The sequence below is a fragment of the Variovorax sp. 10L421 genome, assembly GCF_056395365.1.
The window spans coordinates 150863-171221 of record NZ_JBFTJJ010000012.1; the positions used below are offsets into that span (position 1 = coordinate 150863).

Sequence of the window (20359 nt, forward strand, 5' to 3'; positions counted from 1 at the left end):
ATCGAGACAACACATGGACGCCATGCCCGACGAACAACAAGCCAACGCCCAACCGGCCCCCGCCGAGCCGGAAGGCACCCCCACGCTCGCGACCGAGCTGGCCGCGCCGACCGTGAGCCGCGCCTACCGCTGCCAGTGCGGCCGCCCCGTGTTCCTGCGCAACAGCAAATGCCTGGCCTGCCACACGCCGCTCGGCTACGTGATCGACCGGCTCGGTGTGATGCCGCTCGCGCCGGCGGTGGGCGAGGGCGCCCAGCCCGACACCTTCACCGTGTTCGGCGATCCGCATGGCAAGACCTACCGCCGCTGCACGAACCTCATGACCCCGGCCGCCTGCAGCTGGATGGTGCCTGCCGCACGCGAAGGCGAGACCCTGCCCGACGACACCCAGGGCCTCGCGCCCGGCTACTGCCTGGCCTGCAGCGTCACCCGCACCATTCCCGATCTTTCGGTGGAAGCCAACGGCGAACTCTGGGGCAAGCTCGAGACCGCCAAGCGCCGGCTCATCTCGCAGCTGCTCGCACTCGGCCTGCCGGTGGTGAGCCGCCACGCCGATCCCGTGCACGGGCTGACCTTCGACTTCCTGAGCAACATGCCGGGTGGCCCGCACGTGATGACCGGCCACCAGCACGGCGTGATCACGCTCAATGCCGAGGAGGCCGAGGACGCCGTGCGCGAGCGCATCCGCGCCGAGATGCGCGAGCCCTACCGCACGCTGCTGGGCCACTTTCGCCACGAGGTCGGCCACTACTACTGGGACCTGCTGGTGCTGCCCACGCCGTGGATCGACGACTTCCGCGCGCTCTTCGGCGACGAACGCGCCGACTACGCCGCTGCGCTGCAGCACCACTACGAACAGGGCCCGCCGCCCGACTGGGCCGACCGCTTCGTGAGCAGCTACGCGAGCACGCATCCCTGGGAAGACTGGGCCGAGACCTGGGCCCACTACCTGCACATGGCCGACACGGCCGACACCGCGATGAGCTTCGGTGTCGACGCAACCAATGTCGAGCTGGCAAGCGACCTCTTCACCACCGACGACCTCTGGCAGCCGGACGCTCCCGATGCCGGCAAGTTCCTCGACTTCATCAACGGCTGGGTGCTGCTCACCAACGTGCTCAACGAGCTGTCGCGCAGCATGGGGCAGCCCGACTACTACCCCTTCGTGCTGCCGCACGCGGCCGTGGGCAAGCTGCAGTTCATCCACCGGGTGATCACTCAGCAGCGGCCGGGCAGTGCGCCGACGATGGTGGTGGCCAGCGATGTGGCCGATTCCGCAACCGACGAACAGGAGCAGTCACAGGGGCAATCGCAGAGCCCTGCTCAGTCCTGAGCCGGCGGTGCGCCGGTCGCGCAGCGCATGCAGATGCACGCCAGCCCGCGCATGTCTTCCGGCAGATTCGTGAGCGGCGCCTTGCCGAAGTCGGCCTGCATGCACCAGCAGGGCGGCTGCGCCTGGCCCGTCTCGCGTTCGATTTCCATTGCGCAGCGGTTCGCCTCGCCGCACAGCGGGCAGCGCGTGGCGTCGATCAGGCCGGTGGCCGCCGCCGAAGTCGTCATGCGATCTCGAACGCCGGCAGCTTCTTCGCCACCGCCACGTTCTGCAGCGTCACGTAGACCGGCAACCCGCCGCTGTAGGCCGGGTAGTCCTCGCCCTCGATCAGCGGCAGCAGGTAGCGCCGGCACTGCTCGGTGATGCCGTAGCCATCGTCCGAGATGAAATCGCGCGGCATCGGCTTCTCGACGTTGGCCACGGATTCGAGCGGCGCGCAGCCCAGGCGGTAGGCATAAGGCACATCGGACGTGCGCTCGATGGTGGGCATGACGGCATTGCGGCCTTCGAGCGCCAGCTCCACCGCACGCTGTCCCAGCTCGTAGGCCTGCTTCACGTCGGTGGCCGAGGCGATGTGGCGCGCCGCGCGCTGCAGGTAGTCGGCCACCGCCCAGTGGAACTTGTGGCCCAGCGCTTCCTTGATCATCTGCGCCACCACCGGCGCCGCGCCGCCGAGCTGCGCATGGCCGAAGGCGTCGCGCGTGCCCTGTTCGGCAAGGAAGGTGCCGTCGGGGTGGTGGCAGCCTTCGGACACCACCACCGAGCAATACCCGTGCTGCTTCACCAGTTCGTCGACGCGCGCGATGAAGCGCGGCTTGTCGAACTCGATCTCCGGGAACAGCACCACCACCGGAATGCCCTGGTCCGCCGCCAGCCCGCCCGCCGCGGCGATCCAGCCCGCGTGCCGCCCCATCACTTCGAGCACGAACACCTTGGTCGATGTTGCCGCCATCGAACGCACGTCGAACGAGGCCTCGATGGTCGACACCGCCACGTACTTCGCAACCGAGCCGAAGCCCGGACAGCAGTCGGTCAGCGGCAGGTCGTTGTCGATGGTCTTGGGCACGTGGATGGCCTGCAGCGCATAGCCCATCGACTGCGACAGCTGGCTCACCTTGAAGCAGGTGTCGGCCGAATCGCCGCCGCCGTTGTAGAAGAAGTAGCCGATGCCGTGCGCCTTGAACACCTCGATCAGCCGCTCGTACTCGCGCCGGTTCTTCTCGAGCGACTTGAGCTTGTAGCGGCACGAACCGAAAGCGCCCGAGGGCGTGCTGCGCAGCGCCGCGATCGCCTCGGGCGATTCGGCGCCGGTGTCGATCAACTCCTCGGTCAGCGCGCCGATGATGCCGTTGCGCCCCGCGTAGAGCTTGCCGATGCGGTCGGGATGTTTTCGCGCCGTCTCGATCACGCCGCAGGCCGACGCGTTGATGACCGAGGTGACACCGCCCGACTGGGCGTAGAAGGCGTTGAGGATGGGCATGCGCGGCATTCTCCCGCAGCCCCCCGGCAGGCGCCAGTGTCAGGGTGACAGGATGTCAGCGGCTTTCGAAGACCGGCGGGCGTTTCTGCAGGAAGGCGCTCACGCCTTCGCGGAAGCTCGGGCGGTCGATCAGCTCGCGCTGGCGCTCGCTCTCGTAGTGCAGCTGCTCCTTCAGCGTGTGGCGCTCCGAGGCCTCGAAGGCCTCGCGTGCCTCGAGCACTGCATGCGCCGGCAGGCGGGCGAGGCGCTGCGCGATGCCCTTGGCCTCCTCCATCAACTGCTCGTCGTCCACGCAACCCCAGATCAGGCCCCATTGCACAGCACGCCCCGCGCCCACGCGCTCGTCGAGCAGCGCCATGCCCATGGCGCGCGCCCGGCCGGCGCGGCGCGGAATGGCCCAGGTGCAGCCTAGGTCCGGCACGATGCCGAGCTTGGGCAGAAAGGGCAGGTAGAAATACGCGCTGCGCGCGGCAATGGTCACGTCGGCTGCCAGCGCAAGGCCCACGCCGGCGCCGGCCGCGGGGCCATTGACGGCGGCGACCACGGGAACAGGCAGCGTGCGCAGCGCCTCGATCAGCGGATTGCTGAGCTCCTGCATCCACTCGGCCGTCTGCGTGCCGAGGGACTTGCCCTCGTCGCCCGGCGCCATCGCGCTCAGGTCGGCGCCCACGCAGAAGGCCTTGCCGGCGCCCGTGAGGATCACTGCGCGCACCGCGCGGTCGTCGCGGATGCGTTCCAGCGCATCGCGCAGTTCGACCTGCAGCTCGCGCGCGATCGGGTTGAGCTTGGCGGGAAGATTCAGCGTGAGCGTGGCGATGCCGTCGGCCAGCTCCTGGAGGATGTAGGGCTGGTCGTTCATCTGGCGGTGGAGGTGGGTGCGTCGGGGCTCATGGACATCGATGGTTCGATGCACGCGAGCCCGGGTCAAGCCGGGGACAACCCGTGTGACGGAAGTCGCCAAGGCGACCGGGTGCCCGTGCCCTTCGACAGAGGCATGGCGGCCGGCCGCGCATCCGACACGGTGATGCACGACGCCTCCAGCGCCGACACCAGCACGCGCCGGTGCTCGGTGCTCTCGAAGCGATTGCCGGGCTCCAGCACGATGTCGCGCGGGTCGCGGTCGAGCGTGACCCAGACCGAGCCGCTTCGGCATTCGATGCCCACGCCCGCGCCATCGGGTACGGCGAAGACGGAACGTTTCGGCAGGCTGACGTGGAAGCGGGAAGAAGCGGGGGAAGAGGTGCTCATGGCAAGCTCCATTGCATTCGTGATACGAATGAATATAGTGAGCTGGTCCCTCATTTGCACACGGTCATTCGGAACTCTTTGCATGCGCCTAGAGAATGTCAAACCCTCCGGCGCCATGAATGGCGAGCTGCCGCCGCTCGAATTGCTGCGCAGTTTCGAGGCGGCCGCGCGCCGGCTGAGCTTCACGCTCGCGGCCGGCGAGCTGCACCTGACGCAGTCGGCCGTGAGCCGGCAGATCCAGCAGCTCGAAGCCAGCCTGGGCGTGCTGCTGTTCGAGCGCCGCCACCGCGCGCTGTCGCTCACCGAGGCCGGCGGCGTGCTGCAGCGTGCCGTCACCGACAGCCTGGAGCGCCTGCGCGACGCCACTGCGCGCGTGCGCGCCAGTGCCGCGCCGCGCCAGGTGGCGATCACCACCACGCCGGGCTTCGCATCGCTGTGGCTCATTCCGCGGCTCGTGCGCTTCACCGGCAGCCATCCGCAGGTCGACGTGCGCGTGTCGGCCACGCTCGACGTGCTCGACCTGGAGCGCAGCCGCATCGACCTGGCGGTGCGCTTCGTGCCGATCGATCGCGGCGTCGGCGCGGCGCTGTTCGAGGAGTCGGTGGTGCCGCTGTGTGCCCCGCAGCTCGCGGCGGCCTTGCACGTGCCCTCGGATCTTTCGGGACTCACGCTGCTCACCATCGAGTACCCGGACCACAGCGAAGCACCGACGACCGACTGGGAGCCCTGGCTCAAGGTCATGGGGCTCGCCGACCTGCGCATGAAGAGCACGCTGCGCTTCACGCAATACGCCGACGCGGTGGCCGCGGCCGTGGCGGGCCAGGGCGTGGTGATCGGCCGGTTGCCGCTGCTGCAGGACCTGGTGAGAGACGGCCACCTGGTCGCACCGCTGGGCGAGGGCGCCGCGTCGCGCCGCGGCTACTTCGTCGAGATGTCGAAGCGCGCCGGGAGCAACCGCGACGCGCAGGATTTCGCGCAGTGGCTGCGCGACGAAGCGGAAGCGGCGCGGCGGACCTGAAGGCCCGTCGCGCCGGCGCTGAAGAAGGTTGCGATCAACCCGGCAGCAGCACCTTGTTCACGACGTGGATCACCCCGTTCGATTGGTAGACGTTGGCGATCGTCACCATCGCCGTGCCGCCCTTGGCATCGGTCACCATCACGTTGCTGCCGCTCATCGTCGCGATCAGCGTGCCGCCGCTCGCGGTCTTCAGCGTGGCCTTGCCGCCGCCTGCGTTGATGGCGCTCATCAGCGCCGGGCCATCCATCCGGCCGGGCACCACGTGGTAGGTCAGCACCTTGCTCAGCGTGGGCTTGTTCTCGGGCTTGAGCAGCGTGTCGACCGTGCCGGCCGGCAGTGCAGCGAAGGCCGCGTTGGTCGGTGCGAACACGGTGAACGGGCCGGGGCTCTTGAGCGTGCCCACGAGGTCCGCGGCTTTCACGGCCGCGACCAGCGTGGTGTGGTCCTTCGAATTCACGGCGTTGTCGACGATGTCCTTCGTCGGGTACATCGCCGCGCCGCCGACCATCGGGTTCGACGACATGCCGCCGCCGCTGTCGCTCATGGCCGTGCCGCTCGCGCAAGCGCCGAGCAGGACCGAAACGCCGACTGCAATCATGAGTTTCTTCATTGAAGGCTCCTGGAAAGAAAGGTTCTTGGTGGAAGGTGACTGTGGAAACCGCCAGCAGCTCGGAGGCGCGATGCGCTTGAGTCGGATACGGCGCGGCCGCGCAACTGGATTCACGCGACGGCACCGCGTCGGCTTCGCGCCACAACCACCCATGCGGCGCTTGCGCGTCGCATGCGGGCTCGCCAAAATCCGCCCTTCGTTTTTCAGCGACTGTTTCTTTTCACCGCGCCTGGCGACGACCAACCTCCCGGGCGACAAACCAATCCAATGAACCGTTTCCTGAACACCTGATCCGCACACCGACCGCCCCGGCCGGACGTGCATCCATGCACCCGCCCGAGGCCCGTCGACAAAGGCCCCGCGCAGCCATTCGCCGGGGCCTTTCTGTTTTTCGGAGTGTGCGCACATGAGTGCTCAACGAAAGGCCAGAGACGACGACAAGCGTCTGGGCCGGTTTTACTTTTCGGTGCCCGGCGTGGCACCTCGCAATCCTGTAGTGGCCGCGATGGCGCGCGGCGAATCGAACCAGAAGGCAGGGCGCCACCTGCGCACGCATCGCGCCGAGCGGCGTGCGCAGAAAGTTGCGCTACAGAAGGCGGCCCGCAGCCTGCAGGAAGACTGACGGCATGCGCGAAGACATGGACGAGGCCGTCGTCGCAATGATCGCGGGCGGCGTGCTGATGCTGGCGATCAAGCGCTGAGCCGCACCGGCGCCGCGCGCGGCAGCACGAGGAACGCGAGCGTGCCCGCGGCCAGCATGCCCGCGACCGTGAGGAACACCGCGCGGAACGGCTCGACGCCATTCGCCACGGCCCACGACGCGGCCACGCCCGTCGTCCACTGCATCAGCGACACGCCGAGGAACATCGCCATGTTGAGCAGCGCCATCGCGCGTCCCGTCATCGCAGCGGGGTAGGCGTTCCTGGTGTAGGCGTACTGCAGCACGCTGTAGCCCGAAAGCAGGCCGTAGAAGACCGGCAGGCCGATGTCCACCGCGCGCGATTGCGTCAGCGCCATGGCGCCGAACATCAGCGCGCCGGCGAACGAACATCCCATCATCCAGTGTGCGCGGCGTGCGCCGCCCGGGTCCATCCGGCCGAACAGCGCCGGGCTGAGCATGCCGGCGACCGTCATGACCAATGCGACATTGCCGCTGGCCACCAGCGACAGGCCGTGCCGGTCGTGCAACACCGGCCCGAGCCACAGGCCGCGCAGCGTGATGAAGGCCGCGTACGACACGCAGGCGAAGCACAGCAGGCCCAGGGTGTGCGGCATCGCGAACAGCGGCAGCAGCTCGCGCACCGCCTTGCGCAGCGACTGGCGCTCGGCCGGCACTGCCTGCGGGCTCGCCTGGTCCACCGCACGCACCGGCTCGTGCACGCGCCAGAAGATGACGATCCACGAGAGCACGGCGAACCCGGCCAGCACCGCGTACCCCGCGCGCCACGAGGAAGCCTCGATCAGCAAGGCCAGCGGCGTGCCGGTGAACAGGATGCCCAGGCCGGCCATGCTCATCACCAGTCCCGACATGGCGGTGAAGCGCGAGGCGTCGAAGTGCCGTGCGATGAACACCGTGCACACCAGGAAGGCCGGCGCGCAGCCGACGCCGATCAGCGCCTGCCCCAGCAGCAGGGCGCCGAAGCTCGACGCCATTGCGCACAGCGCCGCGCCCGCGATGGCCAGCGGAAAGGCGACCAGCACCGTACGGCGCACGCCGAACATGTCGATCGACACGCCCATCGCGAGCTGCATGATGCCGAACATGAAGTGAAAGGTGCCGGCCCAGGTGCCGAGCTGTTGTGGCGTCAGGCCGAAGTGACTGGCGAGCGGCGTTGCCATCATGGCGCCGACGGTGCGGAAGGCCTGGCTCAGGGCGAAGGCGCTGGCGAGTGCGACCAGCATCGCGGCGGCCGAGGTTGACCAGCGCGGCGGAGGCGGCAATGCCGCATTCGTGTTCATTGAAAGGGAAGGATCGGGAAGAGAAGGGGGCGCCAAGAATGCTAACGGCACGCGGCCCTCATGCAGAACGGCGCCCTCGGGCGCCGTTCGTTCGCTTGAACCCCGGCAGGGTGCCGGGGATGCAGATCAGGCCTCGCCCTTCACCTTCAGGCGCCACGCATGCAGCAGCGGCTCGGTATACCCGCTCGGCTGCTCGATGCCCTTGAACACCAGGTCCTGCGCCGCCTTGTAGGCCGACGAGGTCGTGAAGTTGCCGGCCATCGGCTGGTACAGCGGGTCGCCCGCGTTCTGCTCGTCGACCACCTTGGCCATGCGCTGGAAGGTCTCGTCGACCTGCGCCTTGGTCACCACGCCGTGCAGCAGCCAGTTGGCGATGTGCTGGCTGGAGATGCGCAGCGTCGCGCGGTCTTCCATCAGGCCGACGTTGTGGATGTCGGGCACCTTGGAGCAGCCCACGCCCTGGTCGATCCAGCGCACCACGTAGCCGAGGATGCCCTGCACGTTGTTGTCGATTTCCTGCTGGCGCTCTTCGGGCGTCCACTTGGCCTCGGGCGTGATCGGCACCTGCAGCAGCGCATTGAGGATGTTGTCGCGCTCGGCATCGGCGTCGATCTTCTCCAGCTCCTGCTGCACGGCGGTCACGCTGACCTGGTGGTAGTGCAGCGCGTGCAGCGTGGCGGCGGTGGGCGAGGGCACCCAGGCGGTGTTGGCGCCGGCCTTGGGGTGGCCGATCTTCTGTTCGAGCATGGCGGCCATCAGGTCGGGCATGGCCCACATGCCCTTGCCGATCTGCGCCTTGCCGCGCAGGCCGCACGAGAGGCCGACCAGCACGTTGTTCTTTTCATAAGCGCCGATCCAGGCACTCGACTTCATGTCGCCCTTGCGGATCATCGGGCCGCCCTGCATGGCGGTGTGCATCTCGTCGCCGGTGCGGTCGAGGAAGCCGGTATTGATGAAGGCCACGCGCGCGGCCGCTTCGGCGATGCAGGCCTTGAGGTTCACGCTGGTGCGGCGCTCCTCGTCCATGATGCCGAGCTTCACGGTGTTGGCCGGCAGGCCCAGCAGTTGCTCGACGCGGCCGAACAGCTCGCTGGCGAAGGCCACTTCGGCCGGGCCGTGCATCTTCGGCTTGACGATGTAGATGCTGCCGGTGCGCGAGTTGCCCTTGCGCTTGAGGTCGATGGTGGCGATGGTGGTGGTCACCACGGCGTCGAGGATGCCCTCGGGGATTTCCTTGCCGCCGGCATACAGCACGGCGGGGTTGGTCATCAGGTGGCCCACGTTGCGCAGGAACATGAGCGAGCGGCCGTGCAGCTTCACGGGTTGGCCGTTGGCGCCGGTGTATTCGCGGTCGGGGTTCAGGCCGCGCGTGAAGGTCTTGCCGCCCTTGGCGACTTCTTCCGTGAGCGTGCCTTCGACGATGCCCAGCCAGTTCGAGTACGCGACCACCTTGTCGGCCGCGTCGACCACGGCCACCGAGTCTTCGAGGTCGAGAATGGTCGAGAGCGCGGCTTCGAGCACGAGGTCGCTCACGCCGGCCGCGTCGGTCTTGCCGATGGCGGTGTTGCGGTCGATGCGGATGTCGAGATGGATGCCGTTGTGCTTCAGCAGCACGGAAGACGGTGCCGCCGCATCACCCTGGTAGCCGATGAACTGGGCGGGGTCGGCCAGGCCGGTGCTGCTGCTCTGCAGCGCAACGACGAGCTTGCCGTCCTTCACGCTGTAGCCGGTGGCGTTCTTGTGCGAGCCGTTGGCCAGCGGCGCGGCCTGGTCGAGCACGTTGCGCGCGAACTCGATGACCTTGGCGCCGCGCACGGGGTTGTAGCCCTTGCCCTTCTCGGCGCCGCCGGCTTCGGAAATGGCGTCGGTGCCGTAAAGCGCGTCGTACAGCGAGCCCCAGCGTGCGTTGGCGGCGTTGAGCGCATAGCGTGCGTTCAGGATCGGCACCACCAGCTGCGGGCCGGCCTGCAGCGCGAGTTCGGAGTCGACATTCGCGGTGGTGGCCTTCGCGCCCTTGGGCTGCGGCAGCAGGTAGCCGATCTTCTCGAGGAAGGCGCGGTAAGCCGGCATGTCGGCGATCGGGCCGGGATTCTTCTTGTGCCAGGTGTCCAGCTCGGTCTGCAGGCGGTCGCGTTCGGCGAGCAGGGCGATGTTCTTCGGTGCGAGGTCGCTGACGATGGCGTCGAAGCCCTTCCAGAAGACGTCGCTGGCCACGCCGCTGGCGGGCAGGACCTTGTCTTCGATGAAGCGGTGGAGCTCGGTCGCGACCTGAAGTCCGTGGGCGGTGGTGCGAGTGGTCATGGGGTTTCTCCTTGAGAAAGATGCAATCCTGAACCGAACTTTATTCGATACTTTGCTGGCGAGTAAGGGCCGGGGGCGGGATTTATCTGTGACAAAAATAGAGGTAATCGAAGCTCTTCCGCGATGGCGTCAGACCTGCCCGGTGAGCTCGCGCGCGGCCGCGCGCACTGGCTCGATATAGCGCTCGTCGTAGCGGTGCGTGGGCATCGTCAGCGTGACGGCCGCCGCGAGGCTGCCATCGGCATGGAACACCGGCGCCGAGATCCCCGCCAGTTCGGCCGTGCGGTCGCCCACCAGCGCGCAATAACCCTGCGTGCGGATGGCGTCGTACAGCTTGCGTTCCCTGGTGCCGCGCGGCCGCTCGGCCTCGGGTCCGAAGGCGATCAGCACGCGCGCCCCCGCGCCGCGGTCGTTGGGCAGCAGGTCGCCAGCGCGCACGTGGTCGCGCACCACATGCGATGAGTCGACCCGGAACTGGCACAGCCGCACCCAGCTGTCGCCCTGGTCCTGCCGCACGTGGTACGCGGCGCTTTCGCCCGTTGTTGCGGCGAGCGCGCGAAGCACCGGCGGCACGATGCGGTCGAGCGACAGCGACGCCGCGTACAGCCCGTGCAGCCGCGCGATCTCCATGCCCAGCGCGTAGCGGCCGTCGTCCTGCCGGCGGATGAGCCGCGCATGTTCGAGCGAGGCCAGCAGCCGCAGCACCGTGCTCTTGTAGAGCTGCGTGCGCTCGGCGAACTGCGCGAGCGACAGCGCCTCGTCGCCCGGCTGGAAGGCGCAGAGCAGGCTCAGCGCGCGATCGACCGCGGCGGCGCCGCCGGGGGCGGCATTGAGGTCGGACACCGATTCGGTCAGGGCTTTGCGGGGCATGGCGTGGCTTGACAGTCGATCGGATCGACTGTCTAATTCTGTTTGTTGGAATATAGTTCTATAAGATAGAACAGTCAAGCCCAAGGAGACAAGTTTGATGACCCCCCCCGACGTCCTCATCAGCGAGGTCGGTCCGCGCGACGGCCTGCAATCGGTCAAGGCCACCATGCCCACGGACCACAAGCTGCGCTGGATCGACGCGCTCCATGCGGCCGGCGTGCGCGAGATCGAGGTCGCCTCCTTCGTGCCCGCGAAGCTGCTGCCGCAAATGGCCGACGCCGCCGAGGTGGTGCGCCACGCCATCACGCTGCCCGGCCTCACGGTGATGGCGCTGGTGCCCAACCGCAAGGGCGCGCAGGCCGCGCTCGAAGCGGGCGTGCACAAGCTCACGATGCCGGTGTCGGCCAGCGTGGCACATTCGCTGGCCAACGTGCGCAAGACGCCGACGGAAATGGTGGAAGAAGTGCGTGCCATCGCCGAACTGCGCAACGCCGTCGCGCCGCAGGTGAAGCTGGAGGCCGGCATCTCCACCGCCTTCGGCTGCACGCTGCAGGGGCGGGTGCCGGAAGACGACGTGATCCGCCTTGCCGCGCAGTGCATCGAGGCCGGTGCCGACGAGTCGGGCCTGTCCGACACCGTGGGCTACGCCAACCCGGCACAGGTGCGCCGCCTGTTCAAGCGGCTGCGCGCCGAACTCGGCCAGCACGCCGGCGCGGCCCACATGCACAACACGCGCGGCCTCGGCATCGCGAACTGCCTCGCCGCGTGGGACGAGGGCGTGCGCACCTTCGATGCCTCGCTCGGCGGACTCGGCGGCTGCCCTTATGCACCGGGTGCGTCGGGCAATGCGGTCACCGAAGATCTCGTCTTCATGTTCGAGGCCATGGGCGTGCGCACCGGCATCGACCTGGAAAAACTCATCGCGGCGCGCGCGCCGCTCATGGCCGGGCTGCCCGGCGAACCGGTCTATGGCATGACGCCCGAGGCCGGCCTGCCCAAAGGTTTTGTTCAGGGCTTTGTCCAGGAAACCAGCGCACATGTCTGAAGCCAACCCACTTCCCTACGCCGGCGTGCGCGTCGTCGAGTTCACCCACATGGTCATGGGCCCGACCTGCGGCCTGCTGCTGGCCGACCTCGGTGCCGAGGTCATCAAGGTCGAGCCCATCGAGGGCGACAGCACGCGGCGGTTGCTCGGCTCGGGATCGGGCTTCTTCCCGACCTTCAATCGCAACAAGAAGAGCATCGCGCTCGACCTCAAGAAGCCCGAGGGCGTGGAGGCCGCGCTGCGCCTGATCGCCACCGCCGACATCGTGAGCGAGAACTTCAAGCCCGGCACCATGAAGAAGCTGGGGCTCGACTACGACACGCTCGCCAAGCTCAACCCGCGCCTCATCTACGTGAGCCACAAGGGCTTCCTGCCCGGTCCCTACGACCACCGCACCGCGCTCGACGAAGTGGTGCAGATGATGGGCGGCCTCGCCTACATGACGGGCCGCTCGGGCGACCCGCTGCGCGCGGGCACCAGCGTGAACGACATCATGGGCGGCATGTTCGGCGCCATCGGCGCAATGGCCGCGCTGCGCCAGCGCGACCTCACCGGCAAGGGCTGCGAAGTGCAGTCCGCGCTGTTCGAGAACAACGTGTTCCTGGTCGCGCAGCACATGATGCAGTTCGCCGCCACCGGCAAGGCGGCCGACCCGATGCCCAGCCGCATCTCGGCCTGGGCTGTGTACGACGTGTTCACCGTGAAGGACGGCGAGCAGATCTTCCTGGCGGCCGTGAGCGACAAGCAGTGGGCCATCTTCTGCAAGGCCTTCGGCCTCGAGGAGATGCTGGCCGACCCGCGCCTGAAGACCAACAACGACCGCGTGCTGGCGCGCGAATGGATGATGCCGATCCTGCGCTCGCACCTCGCGAACCACAGCGCGGCCGAACTCAGCGCGGTGTTCGAGCAGAACGAGCTGCCCTTCGCGCCCATCACCAAGCCGCAGGAGCTGTTCGACGACCCGCACCTGAACGCCACCGGCGGCCTCGCGCCGGTGCGCATGAACGACGGCAGCATGGCGAAGGTGCCGCTCATGCCGTTCACGCTGGCCGGCGAACGCCCGGGCATCCGCCTGCAGCCGCCGCGCGTGGGCGAGCACGGCCGCGAGCTGCTGAAAGAAGTGGGCTACAGCGACGAGGAAATCGCCGCGCTCCAAACGCACAACATCACCCTCGGAGACTGAACTCATGTTTTTCAATGCACGGCGCGCCTTTCTGGCGTGCGCCGCGGCCGCCGCATGGCTGAACGCCGCACCTGCCTTCGCCGACACCGCCTGGCCCGACAAGCCGGTGCGGCTCATCGTTCCCTACACGCCCGGCGGCGCCACCGACATCGTGGCGCGGCTGGTCGCGCAGAAGCTGGCCGACGACACCAAGTGGACCTTCATCGTCGACAACCGCGCGGGCGGCAACGGCAACATCGGCATGGACGTGGTGGCCAAGGCCAAGCCCGACGGCTACACCATCGGCCTGGGCCAGACCGCCAACCTCGCGATCAACCCGACGCTTTTTCCGAAGATGCCCTACGACGCATTGAAGGACCTGATGCCGGTGTCGGTCGTGGCCTCGCAGCCGGTGGTGCTGGTGGTGCGTGCCGACGCGCCGTTCAAGACGCTGGCCGAGCTGGCCGCCGCCGCCAAGGCCAAGCCGGGCGAGATCCGCCAGGCGCTCGCGGGCACCGGCACGCTCGGCCACATGGCCGGCGAGGTGCTCGCCAAGCGCGCGGGCTTCAAGGTGCTCAACGTGCCCTACAAGGGCGCCGCGCCCGCCATCACCGACCTGCTCGGCGGCCAGACCGACTACATGTTCGCCACGCCGCAGGGCGCGCTCTCGATGGTCAAGGGCGGCCGTCTGCGCGCGCTGGCCGTCACCTCGGCCAAGCGCCTGCCGGTGATGCCGGACGTGCCCACCGTGGCCGAGAGCTACAAGGGCTTCGAGGCGGTGGACTGGAAGGCGCTGGTCGCGCCGGCCGGCACCAGCCCCGAGATCGTGAAGAAGCTCAGTGCCGCCGTCGACAAGGCGCTGGCCAAGCCTGCGACCATCTCTCAGCTGCTGGCCGAAGGCAGTACGCCCGTCGGCGGCAGCCCGGAGCAGGCGGCGCAGTACATCAAGTCGGAGCACGCGCGCTGGGGTGCCGCGGTGCGCGAGGCGGGCGTGCGGCCCGAATAAAGAAGAGGGCGGAACAAGGCGGGCGATATAGTTTCCGCCCCATGGACCGCCTCAAGCAGCTCGAATCCTTCGTTTCCGTCGCAACCCGCGGCGGTCTCACGGCCGCGGCCAAGGCCGAAGGCGTGGCGCCGGCCATCATGGGCCGCCGGCTCGATGCGCTCGAGGAGCGGCTGGGCGTCAAGCTGCTGGTGCGCACCACGCGTCGCATCACGCTCACGCACGAGGGCAGTGCCTTTCTCGAAGACTGTCAGCGCCTGCTGACCGAGTTCGCCAACGCCGAGGCCAGCGTGAGCGCCGGCGGCGTCAAGGCCAGCGGCCACCTGCGCGTGACCGCACCAGCGGGCTTCGGCCGCCGCCACGTCGCGCCGCTCGTGCCGCGCTTTCATGCGCTGCACCCCGAAGTGACGATCTCGCTGAACCTCAGCGACCGCGTGGTCGACGTCACCGGCGAGAGCTTCGACTGCGCCGTGCGCGTGGGCGACCTGCCGGATTCCTCGCTGGTGAGCGTGCGGCTGGCCGACAACCGCCGCCGCTGCGTCGCCACGCCGGAGTTCGTGCGGCGCCACGGCAAGCCGAAGCACCCGGGCGAGCTCTCGCGCTTTGCCTGCCTCGCGCTGTCCAGCGATGCCTCGCAGACGCGCGGCTGGGCCTTTCGCATTACCGCCGAGAGCGGCACGCAGGAACTGATCCACCTGCGCCCCAGCGGCCCGCTCGATTGCTCCGATGGCCAGGTGCTGCACGACTGGTGCCTGGCAGGCCACGGCATTGCATGGCGCAGCACCTGGGAGGTCGAGGCCGAGATCGACGCCGGCCTGCTGGTGCCGCTGCTCGACGAATTCGCCGCGCCGCCCAACGGCATCTACGCGGTGTTCGCGGGCGCCAAGCACCTGCCGCTGCGGGTGCGGCTGTGGCTTGATTTCCTCAAGGAGCAGTACGGGAAGCCGGAATTCTGGGGCGGGAGGGCGTAGAGCGCTTTCGCCGCGTCACAATCTGTTTACATTCCAATTCCATTGACGCTCCACCCACGCTGAAGGTGATCGCGGCTTCTTCGCGGAACACCGAGGGACCGGCTTTGCCGGGCCTCAGGTGTTGCCCCCGGCAGGGGGAAGGAGAAGCGACACGAAGTGCGCGAAGCCTGGGGGCGAGTCACAGCCTTGAAAGCCAACGATGACGCTCGAAGCCATCCTCGCCTATCTGCATTTGCTCGCCATCCTGACGATGGTCGTTTTCATTTCCAGCGAAGCGGCGCTGTGCCGTGTGCAGTGGCTCAACGCGGCCGTGGTGGAGCGGCTGGCCAGGGTCGACATGGTCTACGGCATGGCCGCCATCGCGGTGCTCGCCACGGGCATCGCGCGCACCTGGTGGGGCGTGAAGGGCACGGCCTGGTACTGGACCAACCCGCTGCTGCATGTGAAGCTGGGGCTTTTCATCATCGTCGGCGTGATCTCGATCTTCCCGACGCTGACCTACTTCCGCTGGCGCAAGACGCTGCGCGCCACCGGCAAGCTGCCGGCCGAGGCCGACGTGAAGAAGACGCGCCGGCTGGTGATGATCCAGGCGCACCTGATCGCGCTGATTCCGCTGGTGGCGGTGTTCCTGGCGCGCGGCTTCGGCAAGTAGGCCTCCGGGCGGGAAAAATCGCACGGGGTTCGCCGGACTTCAGGGCCGGTCACGGACATGAAAAAGGCCCGCACGCGGCGGGCCTCGTTTCACAAGCTGTGCCGTTTTCAGGCCTTGGCTGCATCCGCCGTGCACTTCTTCATGAAGCTGTTCTTGGCGGCGCCGGCCAGAGCTTTGCCGTTCTTGTCGACCGCCTTGGTTGCGCATGCGGGGGTCGCTGCAGCCTTGGCTTCCTTTTCGCACTTCTTGATGGAGCTGCTCTTGGCGGCGCCTGCCAGGGCCTTGCCGTTCTTGTCGACCGCCTTGGCTTCGCAGCTGGCGGCGGGTGCGGCCGCAGCGGCCGGGGCCGCCGCAGGCGCGGCCGCCTTGTCTTGTGCCTGTGCGGCACCGAAGGAAAGACAAGCGCCGAGTGCGAGCAGGGAAAGGAGCTTCTTCATGGTGATATGTCCTTGCAGGGTTGAGTTGTGACAGGAGCCCCGCCTTTGGGGCCGGCCCTCCTAACGGCCGAAGACAACAATCGGATGACGATCGTTAAATGGGCCCGGGTTTGCCCCCGGTAAAATTCGCGGATGCTATTGGTCAAACAGGAGCTGCTCGCGGCGCTCGCGAACACGCTCGAATCCCTCTCGCCCGGCGCCGGCTCCAAAGCCGCGTTCGAGTCGCCCAAGGTGGCTGCGCATGGCGATTTCGCCAGCACGGCCGCGATGCAGTTCGCCAAACCGCTAGGGCGCAAGCCTCGCGAGCTGGCCGAGCAACTGAGCGCTGCGCTGCTCGCCACCCCCGCTTTCGGCCAGTGGGTCGAGGCGATCGAGATCGCCGGCCCCGGCTTCCTCAACATCCGCCTGAAGACGGCGGCCAAGCAGCAGATCGTGCGCGAGGTGCTGTCCGCCGCGAATGCTTTCGGGCAGCAGCCGGCCTCCGGCGAGAAGGTGCTGGTCGAGTTCGTCTCGGCCAACCCGACCGGCCCGCTGCACGTCGGCCACGGCCGCCAGGCCGCGCTCGGCGACGCCATCTGCAACCTGCGCGCCTCGCAGGGCGAGAGCGTCTGGCGCGAGTACTACTACAACGACGCCGGCGTGCAGATCCAGACGCTGGCCAACAGCACGCAGCTGCGCGCCCGCGGCTTCAAGCCCGGCGATGCCGAGTGGCCCAGTGGCGATAAGGCCCCGGCCTACAACGGCGACTACATCGCCGATATCGCGGCCGACTTCAAGGCGAAGAAGACCGTCAAGTCGGAAGACCGCGAAGTCACCGCCAGCGGCGACATCGAGGACATCGACGCCATCCGCGAGTTCGCCGTGGCCTACCTGCGCCGCGAGCAGGACCTGGACCTGCAGGCTTTCCGCGTGCGCTTCGACCAGTACTACCTGGAGTCCAGCCTGTACACCAGCGGCCGCGTCGAGGCTGCGGTGCAGAAGCTCGTAGCCGCTGGCAAGACCTACGAGCAGGACGGCGCGCTGTGGCTGAAGTCGACCGACTACGGCGACGACAAGGACCGCGTGATGAAGAAGCAGGACGGCACGTACACGTATTTCGTGCCCGACGTCGCGTACCACATCGCCAAGTGGGAGCGCGGCTTCCACAAGGTCATCAACATCCAGGGCACCGACCACCACGGCACCATCGCGCGCGTGCGCGCCGGCCTGCAGGCCGCGGGCGAAGGCATTCCCGAGGGCTACCCCGACTACGTGCTGCACACCATGGTGCGCGTCATGAAGGGCGGCGAAGAGGTCAAGATCAGCAAGCGCGCCGGCAGCTACGTCACGCTGCGCGACCTGATCGAGTGGACCAGCACCGATGCCATCCGCTTCTTCCTGCTGAGCCGCAAGCCCGACACCGAATACACCTTCGACGTCGACCTCGCGGTGACGAAAAACAACGACAACCCGGTTTATTACGTGCAGTACGCGCATGCGCGCATCTGCTCGGTGCTGGCCGGCTGGGGCGGCGACGCCGCCACGCTCAAGGACGTCGACCTGTCGCCGCTCGAAAGCCCGGCGGCCCAGGCGCTGATGCTGCTGCTGGCCAAGTACCCGGCCATGCTCACGGCCGCGTCGAAGGACTTTGCCCCGCACGACGTCACGTTCTACCTGCGCGAGCTGGCCGCCAGCTACCACAGCTACTACGACGCCGAGCGCATCCTGGTCGACGACGAAAAGGTCAAGCTGGCCCGCCTGGCGCTGGTCGCCGCGACCGCGCAGGTGCTGCACAATGGCCTCGCGATTCTCGGCGTCAGTGCGCCGAGCAAGATGTGAACTCCTCACCATGAAGAAGACAACCAGACAACGCGGCAACATCGTCATCGGCCTGATCATCGGGCTGGTGCTCGGCCTGGGCGTCGCGCTGGGCATCGCGGTCTACGTGACCAAGGTGCCGATCCCGTTCGTGACCAAGACGCAGCGCGGCGGCGCCGAGCAGGACGAGGCCGAAGCCCGCAAGAACCGCGACTGGGACCCGAACGCGCCGCTGGCCGGCAAGGCCGGTGCCGCCAAGCCCGCGCCGGCGGCCCCGGCCGCTCCGGTCAATCCCGTCACCGGCGAGCCGGCAACCACCGCCGTGGCCCCGGCTACCGCCCCGCCCACGACCGCCCCCCCCGTGCCCGTGGTGGTGGCGCCCAAGCCGCCGCGCCCTGCGCCGGTGCCGGCCGAAGCCAACTCCCTGCCGGCATCGAACGATCCGCTCGGCGACCTCGCCCGCGCGCGCTCGGGCAACGTTTCGGGCTCCGGCACGACCACTGCCTCGGCCGCGCCGAGCAGCAGCAACAACAGCAACGCCAGCAGCAGTTCAGGCGCCGATCCGTTCATGTACTTCGTGCAGGCCGGCGCCTTCCGCACCACCGACGACGCCGAGGCGCAGCGCGCCAAGCTGTCGCTGATGGGCGTCGAGGCCAAGGTCACCGAGCGCGAGCAGGCGGGCCGCACCGTCTACCGCGTGCGCGCCGGCCCCTTCAACAAGAAGGACGACGCCGATCGCCTCAAGGAGCGGCTCGACGGCGGCGGCATGGATTCGGCGCTGGTTCGCGTGCAGCGCTGACCCGGCGGCCGACACGAATAGCCCCTAAGCTTCGCGCCGCGGCATTTGCCGCCACCATTCATCGTTGCCCTGGGCGCGCCGGGTGCGGGGGAACTCCCCGCCGCGCGCCGGCTCAGTCTGCGTACCAACTGGAGAACCTTTTCAATGAAACGTCGTGACTTTTCGCTGGCCGCCACTTCGCTGGGCCTGCTTTCGCTGGCTGGCAACACCGCGCACGCCCAGGCGCGCGCGCCCAAGGCGGGCACCGAGTACCTGGCGCTCGACAAGCGCGTACCGGTCGACGCGCCAGCCGGCAAGATCGAAGTGGTCGAGTTCTTCTCGTACAACTGCCCGCACTGCAACGACTTCGAACCGGCGCTGGAAGCCTGGCTCAAGACCGTGCCGAAGGAAGTGGCGTTCCGCCGCATTCCCGTGCCCTTCGTGGGCAACGACGTCGAGGCCAAGCAGCGCCTGTACTACGCGCTCGAGGCCATGGGCAAGGTCGACGAATTCCAGCCGAAGGTCTTCAACGCGATCCACGCACAGCGCCAGAATGTGAACGGCGACGCCAACATCATTGCCTGGGCCGCGGCCAATGGCCTGGACGGCGCCAAGTTCAAGGAGGTCTTCACCTCGTTCGGCGTGGCCAGCAAGGCCAAGCGCGCCTCGCAGATGACCGACGCCTACAAGGTCGCCGGCGTGCCGGCGATGGCCGTGGCCGGCCGCTGGTATGTGGATGGGGAAACCGCCGGCAACATGACCAAAGTGCTTCAGGTCGTGAACTATCTGGTCGGCGAAGCAAGGAAGGGCTGACCCCAGGCTGCGCGCACGTCGTGTCGCTTCGCCTGCCCCTTCCAGGGGGGGCAACACCTGCGGCCCGGCGGAGCCGGTTCCGCGGTGTTTCTGGTAGAACCAGAAGGAAAGTCAAGCCCGCTTCGGCGGGCTTTTTCATCTGTGCGGGCGGGGCTGACGCAATCAGCCGCATACAATGCCGAGCAAGTTTCGTGCCTCTATGACATTGCACTCTCACCCCACCACTTCCTTCCTTCGTCGCATCGGCCGCCTGGCCGCCGGCGCGCTGTTGCTGGCCGGCCTCGCCTCGGGCGCCGCGGCCGAGACCGCCGACCGCGCCAAGCCGATGAACATCGAGTCCGACTCGATGCGCTACGACGACCTGAAGCAGACCAGCGTGTTCACCGGTAACGTTCTGGTAACGAAGGGCACGATCATCATCCGCGGCGCGCGGCTGGACGTGCGCCAGGACGCCGAGGGCTACCAGTACGGCGTGGTCACCGCCGCGCCCGGCAAGCGGGCCTACTACAAGCAGAAGCGCAATGCGCCCGACGAGTGGATCGAGGGCGAGTCCGACGTCATCGAGTACGACAGCCGCGCCGACAACGTCAAGTTCATCCGCAACGCCACGATGCGCCGCCTGATCGGCGCCACGCCGAACGACGAAAGCCAGGGCGCGCTGATCGTCTACGACCAGAGCAACGACACCTACACGGTCAACGGTTCCACCGTGCCGCCGAACACCGCCGTCAACGCGGCCACCCCGGGTGGCCGCGTGAAGACCATCCTGACCCCCAAGGCCGCGACCGCGCCGGGTGCGCCCGCTGCCGGCGCCCCGGCCGGCGCCAAGGCGCCGCCGCCGGCGCCCACCCCGGCGCCCGGCAAGGGCCTGCGCCCGAGCAC

The 20359-nt window shown here is 68.2% G+C and carries 21 protein-coding genes; 12 read left to right on the top strand and 9 right to left on the bottom strand.

Annotated elements, in window-relative coordinates; translation table 11 throughout:
- The first annotated feature begins 13 nt into the window (after positions 1-13).
- Positions 14-1333 carry a zinc-binding metallopeptidase family protein gene (locus AC1DFC_RS17405; RefSeq protein ID WP_478179664.1) on the top strand — a complete coding sequence of 440 codons (1320 nt, stop codon included), beginning with the start codon at positions 14-16 and terminating at the stop codon, positions 1331-1333.
- On the opposite strand, the gene AC1DFC_RS17410 is transcribed toward AC1DFC_RS17405, so the two are convergent.
- From AC1DFC_RS17410 to AC1DFC_RS17425, 4 genes are all read right to left on the bottom strand, one after another.
- Positions 1324-1560 carry a cysteine-rich CWC family protein gene (locus AC1DFC_RS17410; protein WP_007837657.1) on the bottom strand — a complete coding sequence of 79 codons (237 nt, stop codon included), beginning with the start codon at positions 1558-1560 and terminating at the stop codon, positions 1324-1326. The two genes, AC1DFC_RS17405 and AC1DFC_RS17410, sit on opposite strands and share 10 nt — an antisense overlap.
- Positions 1557-2813, bottom strand: coding sequence for a 6-phosphofructokinase (locus tag AC1DFC_RS17415; RefSeq protein ID WP_478179665.1), 1257 nt, complete (start codon positions 2811-2813; stop codon positions 1557-1559). Before AC1DFC_RS17415 ends, AC1DFC_RS17410 begins: the two co-directional genes overlap by 4 nt.
- Before the next feature lie 55 nt (positions 2814-2868).
- Positions 2869-3672 carry an enoyl-CoA hydratase-related protein gene (locus AC1DFC_RS17420; RefSeq protein ID WP_478179666.1) on the bottom strand — a complete coding sequence of 268 codons (804 nt, stop codon included), beginning with the start codon at positions 3670-3672 and terminating at the stop codon, positions 2869-2871.
- A 65-nt stretch (positions 3673-3737) separates the two neighbouring features.
- The gene (locus tag AC1DFC_RS17425; protein WP_007837663.1) at positions 3738-4061 is read right to left on the bottom strand and encodes a DUF2917 domain-containing protein; all 324 of its coding nucleotides are present in this window, start codon (positions 4059-4061) and stop codon (positions 3738-3740) included.
- Positions 4062-4143: 82 nt separating this feature from the next.
- Here AC1DFC_RS17425 and AC1DFC_RS17430 point away from each other — a divergent pair, with 82 nt between their 5' ends.
- Complete coding sequence (locus AC1DFC_RS17430; protein ID WP_007837665.1) at positions 4144-5079, top strand: LysR substrate-binding domain-containing protein; 936 nt, start codon at positions 4144-4146, stop codon at positions 5077-5079.
- A gap of 34 nt (positions 5080-5113) precedes the next feature.
- On the opposite strand, the gene AC1DFC_RS17435 is transcribed toward AC1DFC_RS17430, so the two are convergent.
- Positions 5114-5689, bottom strand: coding sequence for a fasciclin domain-containing protein (locus AC1DFC_RS17435; RefSeq protein WP_007837667.1), 576 nt, complete (start codon positions 5687-5689; stop codon positions 5114-5116).
- Positions 5690-6095: 406 nt separating this feature from the next.
- On the opposite strand from AC1DFC_RS17435, the gene AC1DFC_RS17440 reads away from it, so the two are divergent.
- Positions 6096-6311, top strand: a complete 216-nt coding sequence (locus AC1DFC_RS17440; protein ID WP_007837669.1) for a hypothetical protein — start codon at positions 6096-6098, stop codon at positions 6309-6311.
- Positions 6312-6379: 68 nt separating this feature from the next.
- Here AC1DFC_RS17440 and AC1DFC_RS17445 read toward each other — a convergent pair whose 3' ends face one another.
- From AC1DFC_RS17445 to AC1DFC_RS17455, 3 genes are all read right to left on the bottom strand, one after another.
- Positions 6380-7648 carry an MFS transporter gene (locus tag AC1DFC_RS17445; protein ID WP_007837671.1) on the bottom strand — a complete coding sequence of 423 codons (1269 nt, stop codon included), beginning with the start codon at positions 7646-7648 and terminating at the stop codon, positions 6380-6382.
- 126 nt (positions 7649-7774) lie between these two features.
- Positions 7775-9949, bottom strand: coding sequence for a malate synthase G (locus tag AC1DFC_RS17450; protein WP_007837673.1), 2175 nt, complete (start codon positions 9947-9949; stop codon positions 7775-7777).
- Positions 9950-10078: 129 nt separating this feature from the next.
- Positions 10079-10819 (bottom strand): IclR family transcriptional regulator, encoded by a 741-nt coding sequence (locus AC1DFC_RS17455; RefSeq protein WP_007837677.1) that lies wholly within the window; start codon positions 10817-10819, stop codon positions 10079-10081.
- Between the two features lie 97 nt (positions 10820-10916).
- Here AC1DFC_RS17455 and AC1DFC_RS17460 point away from each other — a divergent pair, with 97 nt between their 5' ends.
- From AC1DFC_RS17460 to AC1DFC_RS17480, 5 genes are all read left to right on the top strand, one after another.
- Positions 10917-11864, top strand: a complete 948-nt coding sequence (locus AC1DFC_RS17460; RefSeq protein WP_413334128.1) for a hydroxymethylglutaryl-CoA lyase — start codon at positions 10917-10919, stop codon at positions 11862-11864.
- Complete coding sequence (locus AC1DFC_RS17465) at positions 11857-13047, top strand: CaiB/BaiF CoA transferase family protein (protein ID WP_478179667.1); 1191 nt, start codon at positions 11857-11859, stop codon at positions 13045-13047. The genes AC1DFC_RS17460 and AC1DFC_RS17465 overlap by 8 nt, the downstream gene beginning before the upstream one ends.
- Positions 13048-13051: 4 nt before the next feature.
- On the top strand, positions 13052-14032 hold the full coding sequence (locus AC1DFC_RS17470; RefSeq protein ID WP_478179668.1) for a Bug family tripartite tricarboxylate transporter substrate binding protein: 981 nt from the start codon (positions 13052-13054) through the stop codon (positions 14030-14032).
- 41 nt (positions 14033-14073) lie between these two features.
- Positions 14074-15000 carry a LysR family transcriptional regulator gene (locus tag AC1DFC_RS17475; RefSeq protein WP_007837687.1) on the top strand — a complete coding sequence of 309 codons (927 nt, stop codon included), beginning with the start codon at positions 14074-14076 and terminating at the stop codon, positions 14998-15000.
- Positions 15001-15199: 199 nt separating this feature from the next.
- On the top strand, positions 15200-15652 hold the full coding sequence (locus AC1DFC_RS17480) for a DUF2214 family protein (protein ID WP_007829859.1): 453 nt from the start codon (positions 15200-15202) through the stop codon (positions 15650-15652).
- Between the two features lie 107 nt (positions 15653-15759).
- On the opposite strand, the gene AC1DFC_RS17485 is transcribed toward AC1DFC_RS17480, so the two are convergent.
- The gene (locus AC1DFC_RS17485; RefSeq protein ID WP_007829861.1) at positions 15760-16089 is read right to left on the bottom strand and encodes a hypothetical protein; all 330 of its coding nucleotides are present in this window, start codon (positions 16087-16089) and stop codon (positions 15760-15762) included.
- A 132-nt stretch (positions 16090-16221) separates the two neighbouring features.
- Between AC1DFC_RS17485 and argS the strand changes: the two genes are divergently transcribed.
- The 4 genes from argS to lptA form a co-directional block, all read left to right on the top strand.
- Positions 16222-17907, top strand: coding sequence for an arginine--tRNA ligase (gene argS / locus AC1DFC_RS17490; RefSeq protein WP_413334121.1), 1686 nt, complete (start codon positions 16222-16224; stop codon positions 17905-17907).
- A 10-nt stretch (positions 17908-17917) separates the two neighbouring features.
- Complete coding sequence (locus AC1DFC_RS17495) at positions 17918-18685, top strand: SPOR domain-containing protein (protein WP_007829865.1); 768 nt, start codon at positions 17918-17920, stop codon at positions 18683-18685.
- 144 nt (positions 18686-18829) lie between these two features.
- On the top strand, positions 18830-19477 hold the full coding sequence (locus AC1DFC_RS17500) for a thiol:disulfide interchange protein DsbA/DsbL (RefSeq protein WP_007829867.1): 648 nt from the start codon (positions 18830-18832) through the stop codon (positions 19475-19477).
- 199 nt (positions 19478-19676) lie between these two features.
- A partial coding sequence (lptA, locus tag AC1DFC_RS17505; protein WP_478179669.1) for a lipopolysaccharide transport periplasmic protein LptA occupies positions 19677-20359 on the top strand: 683 nt, incomplete at its 3' end.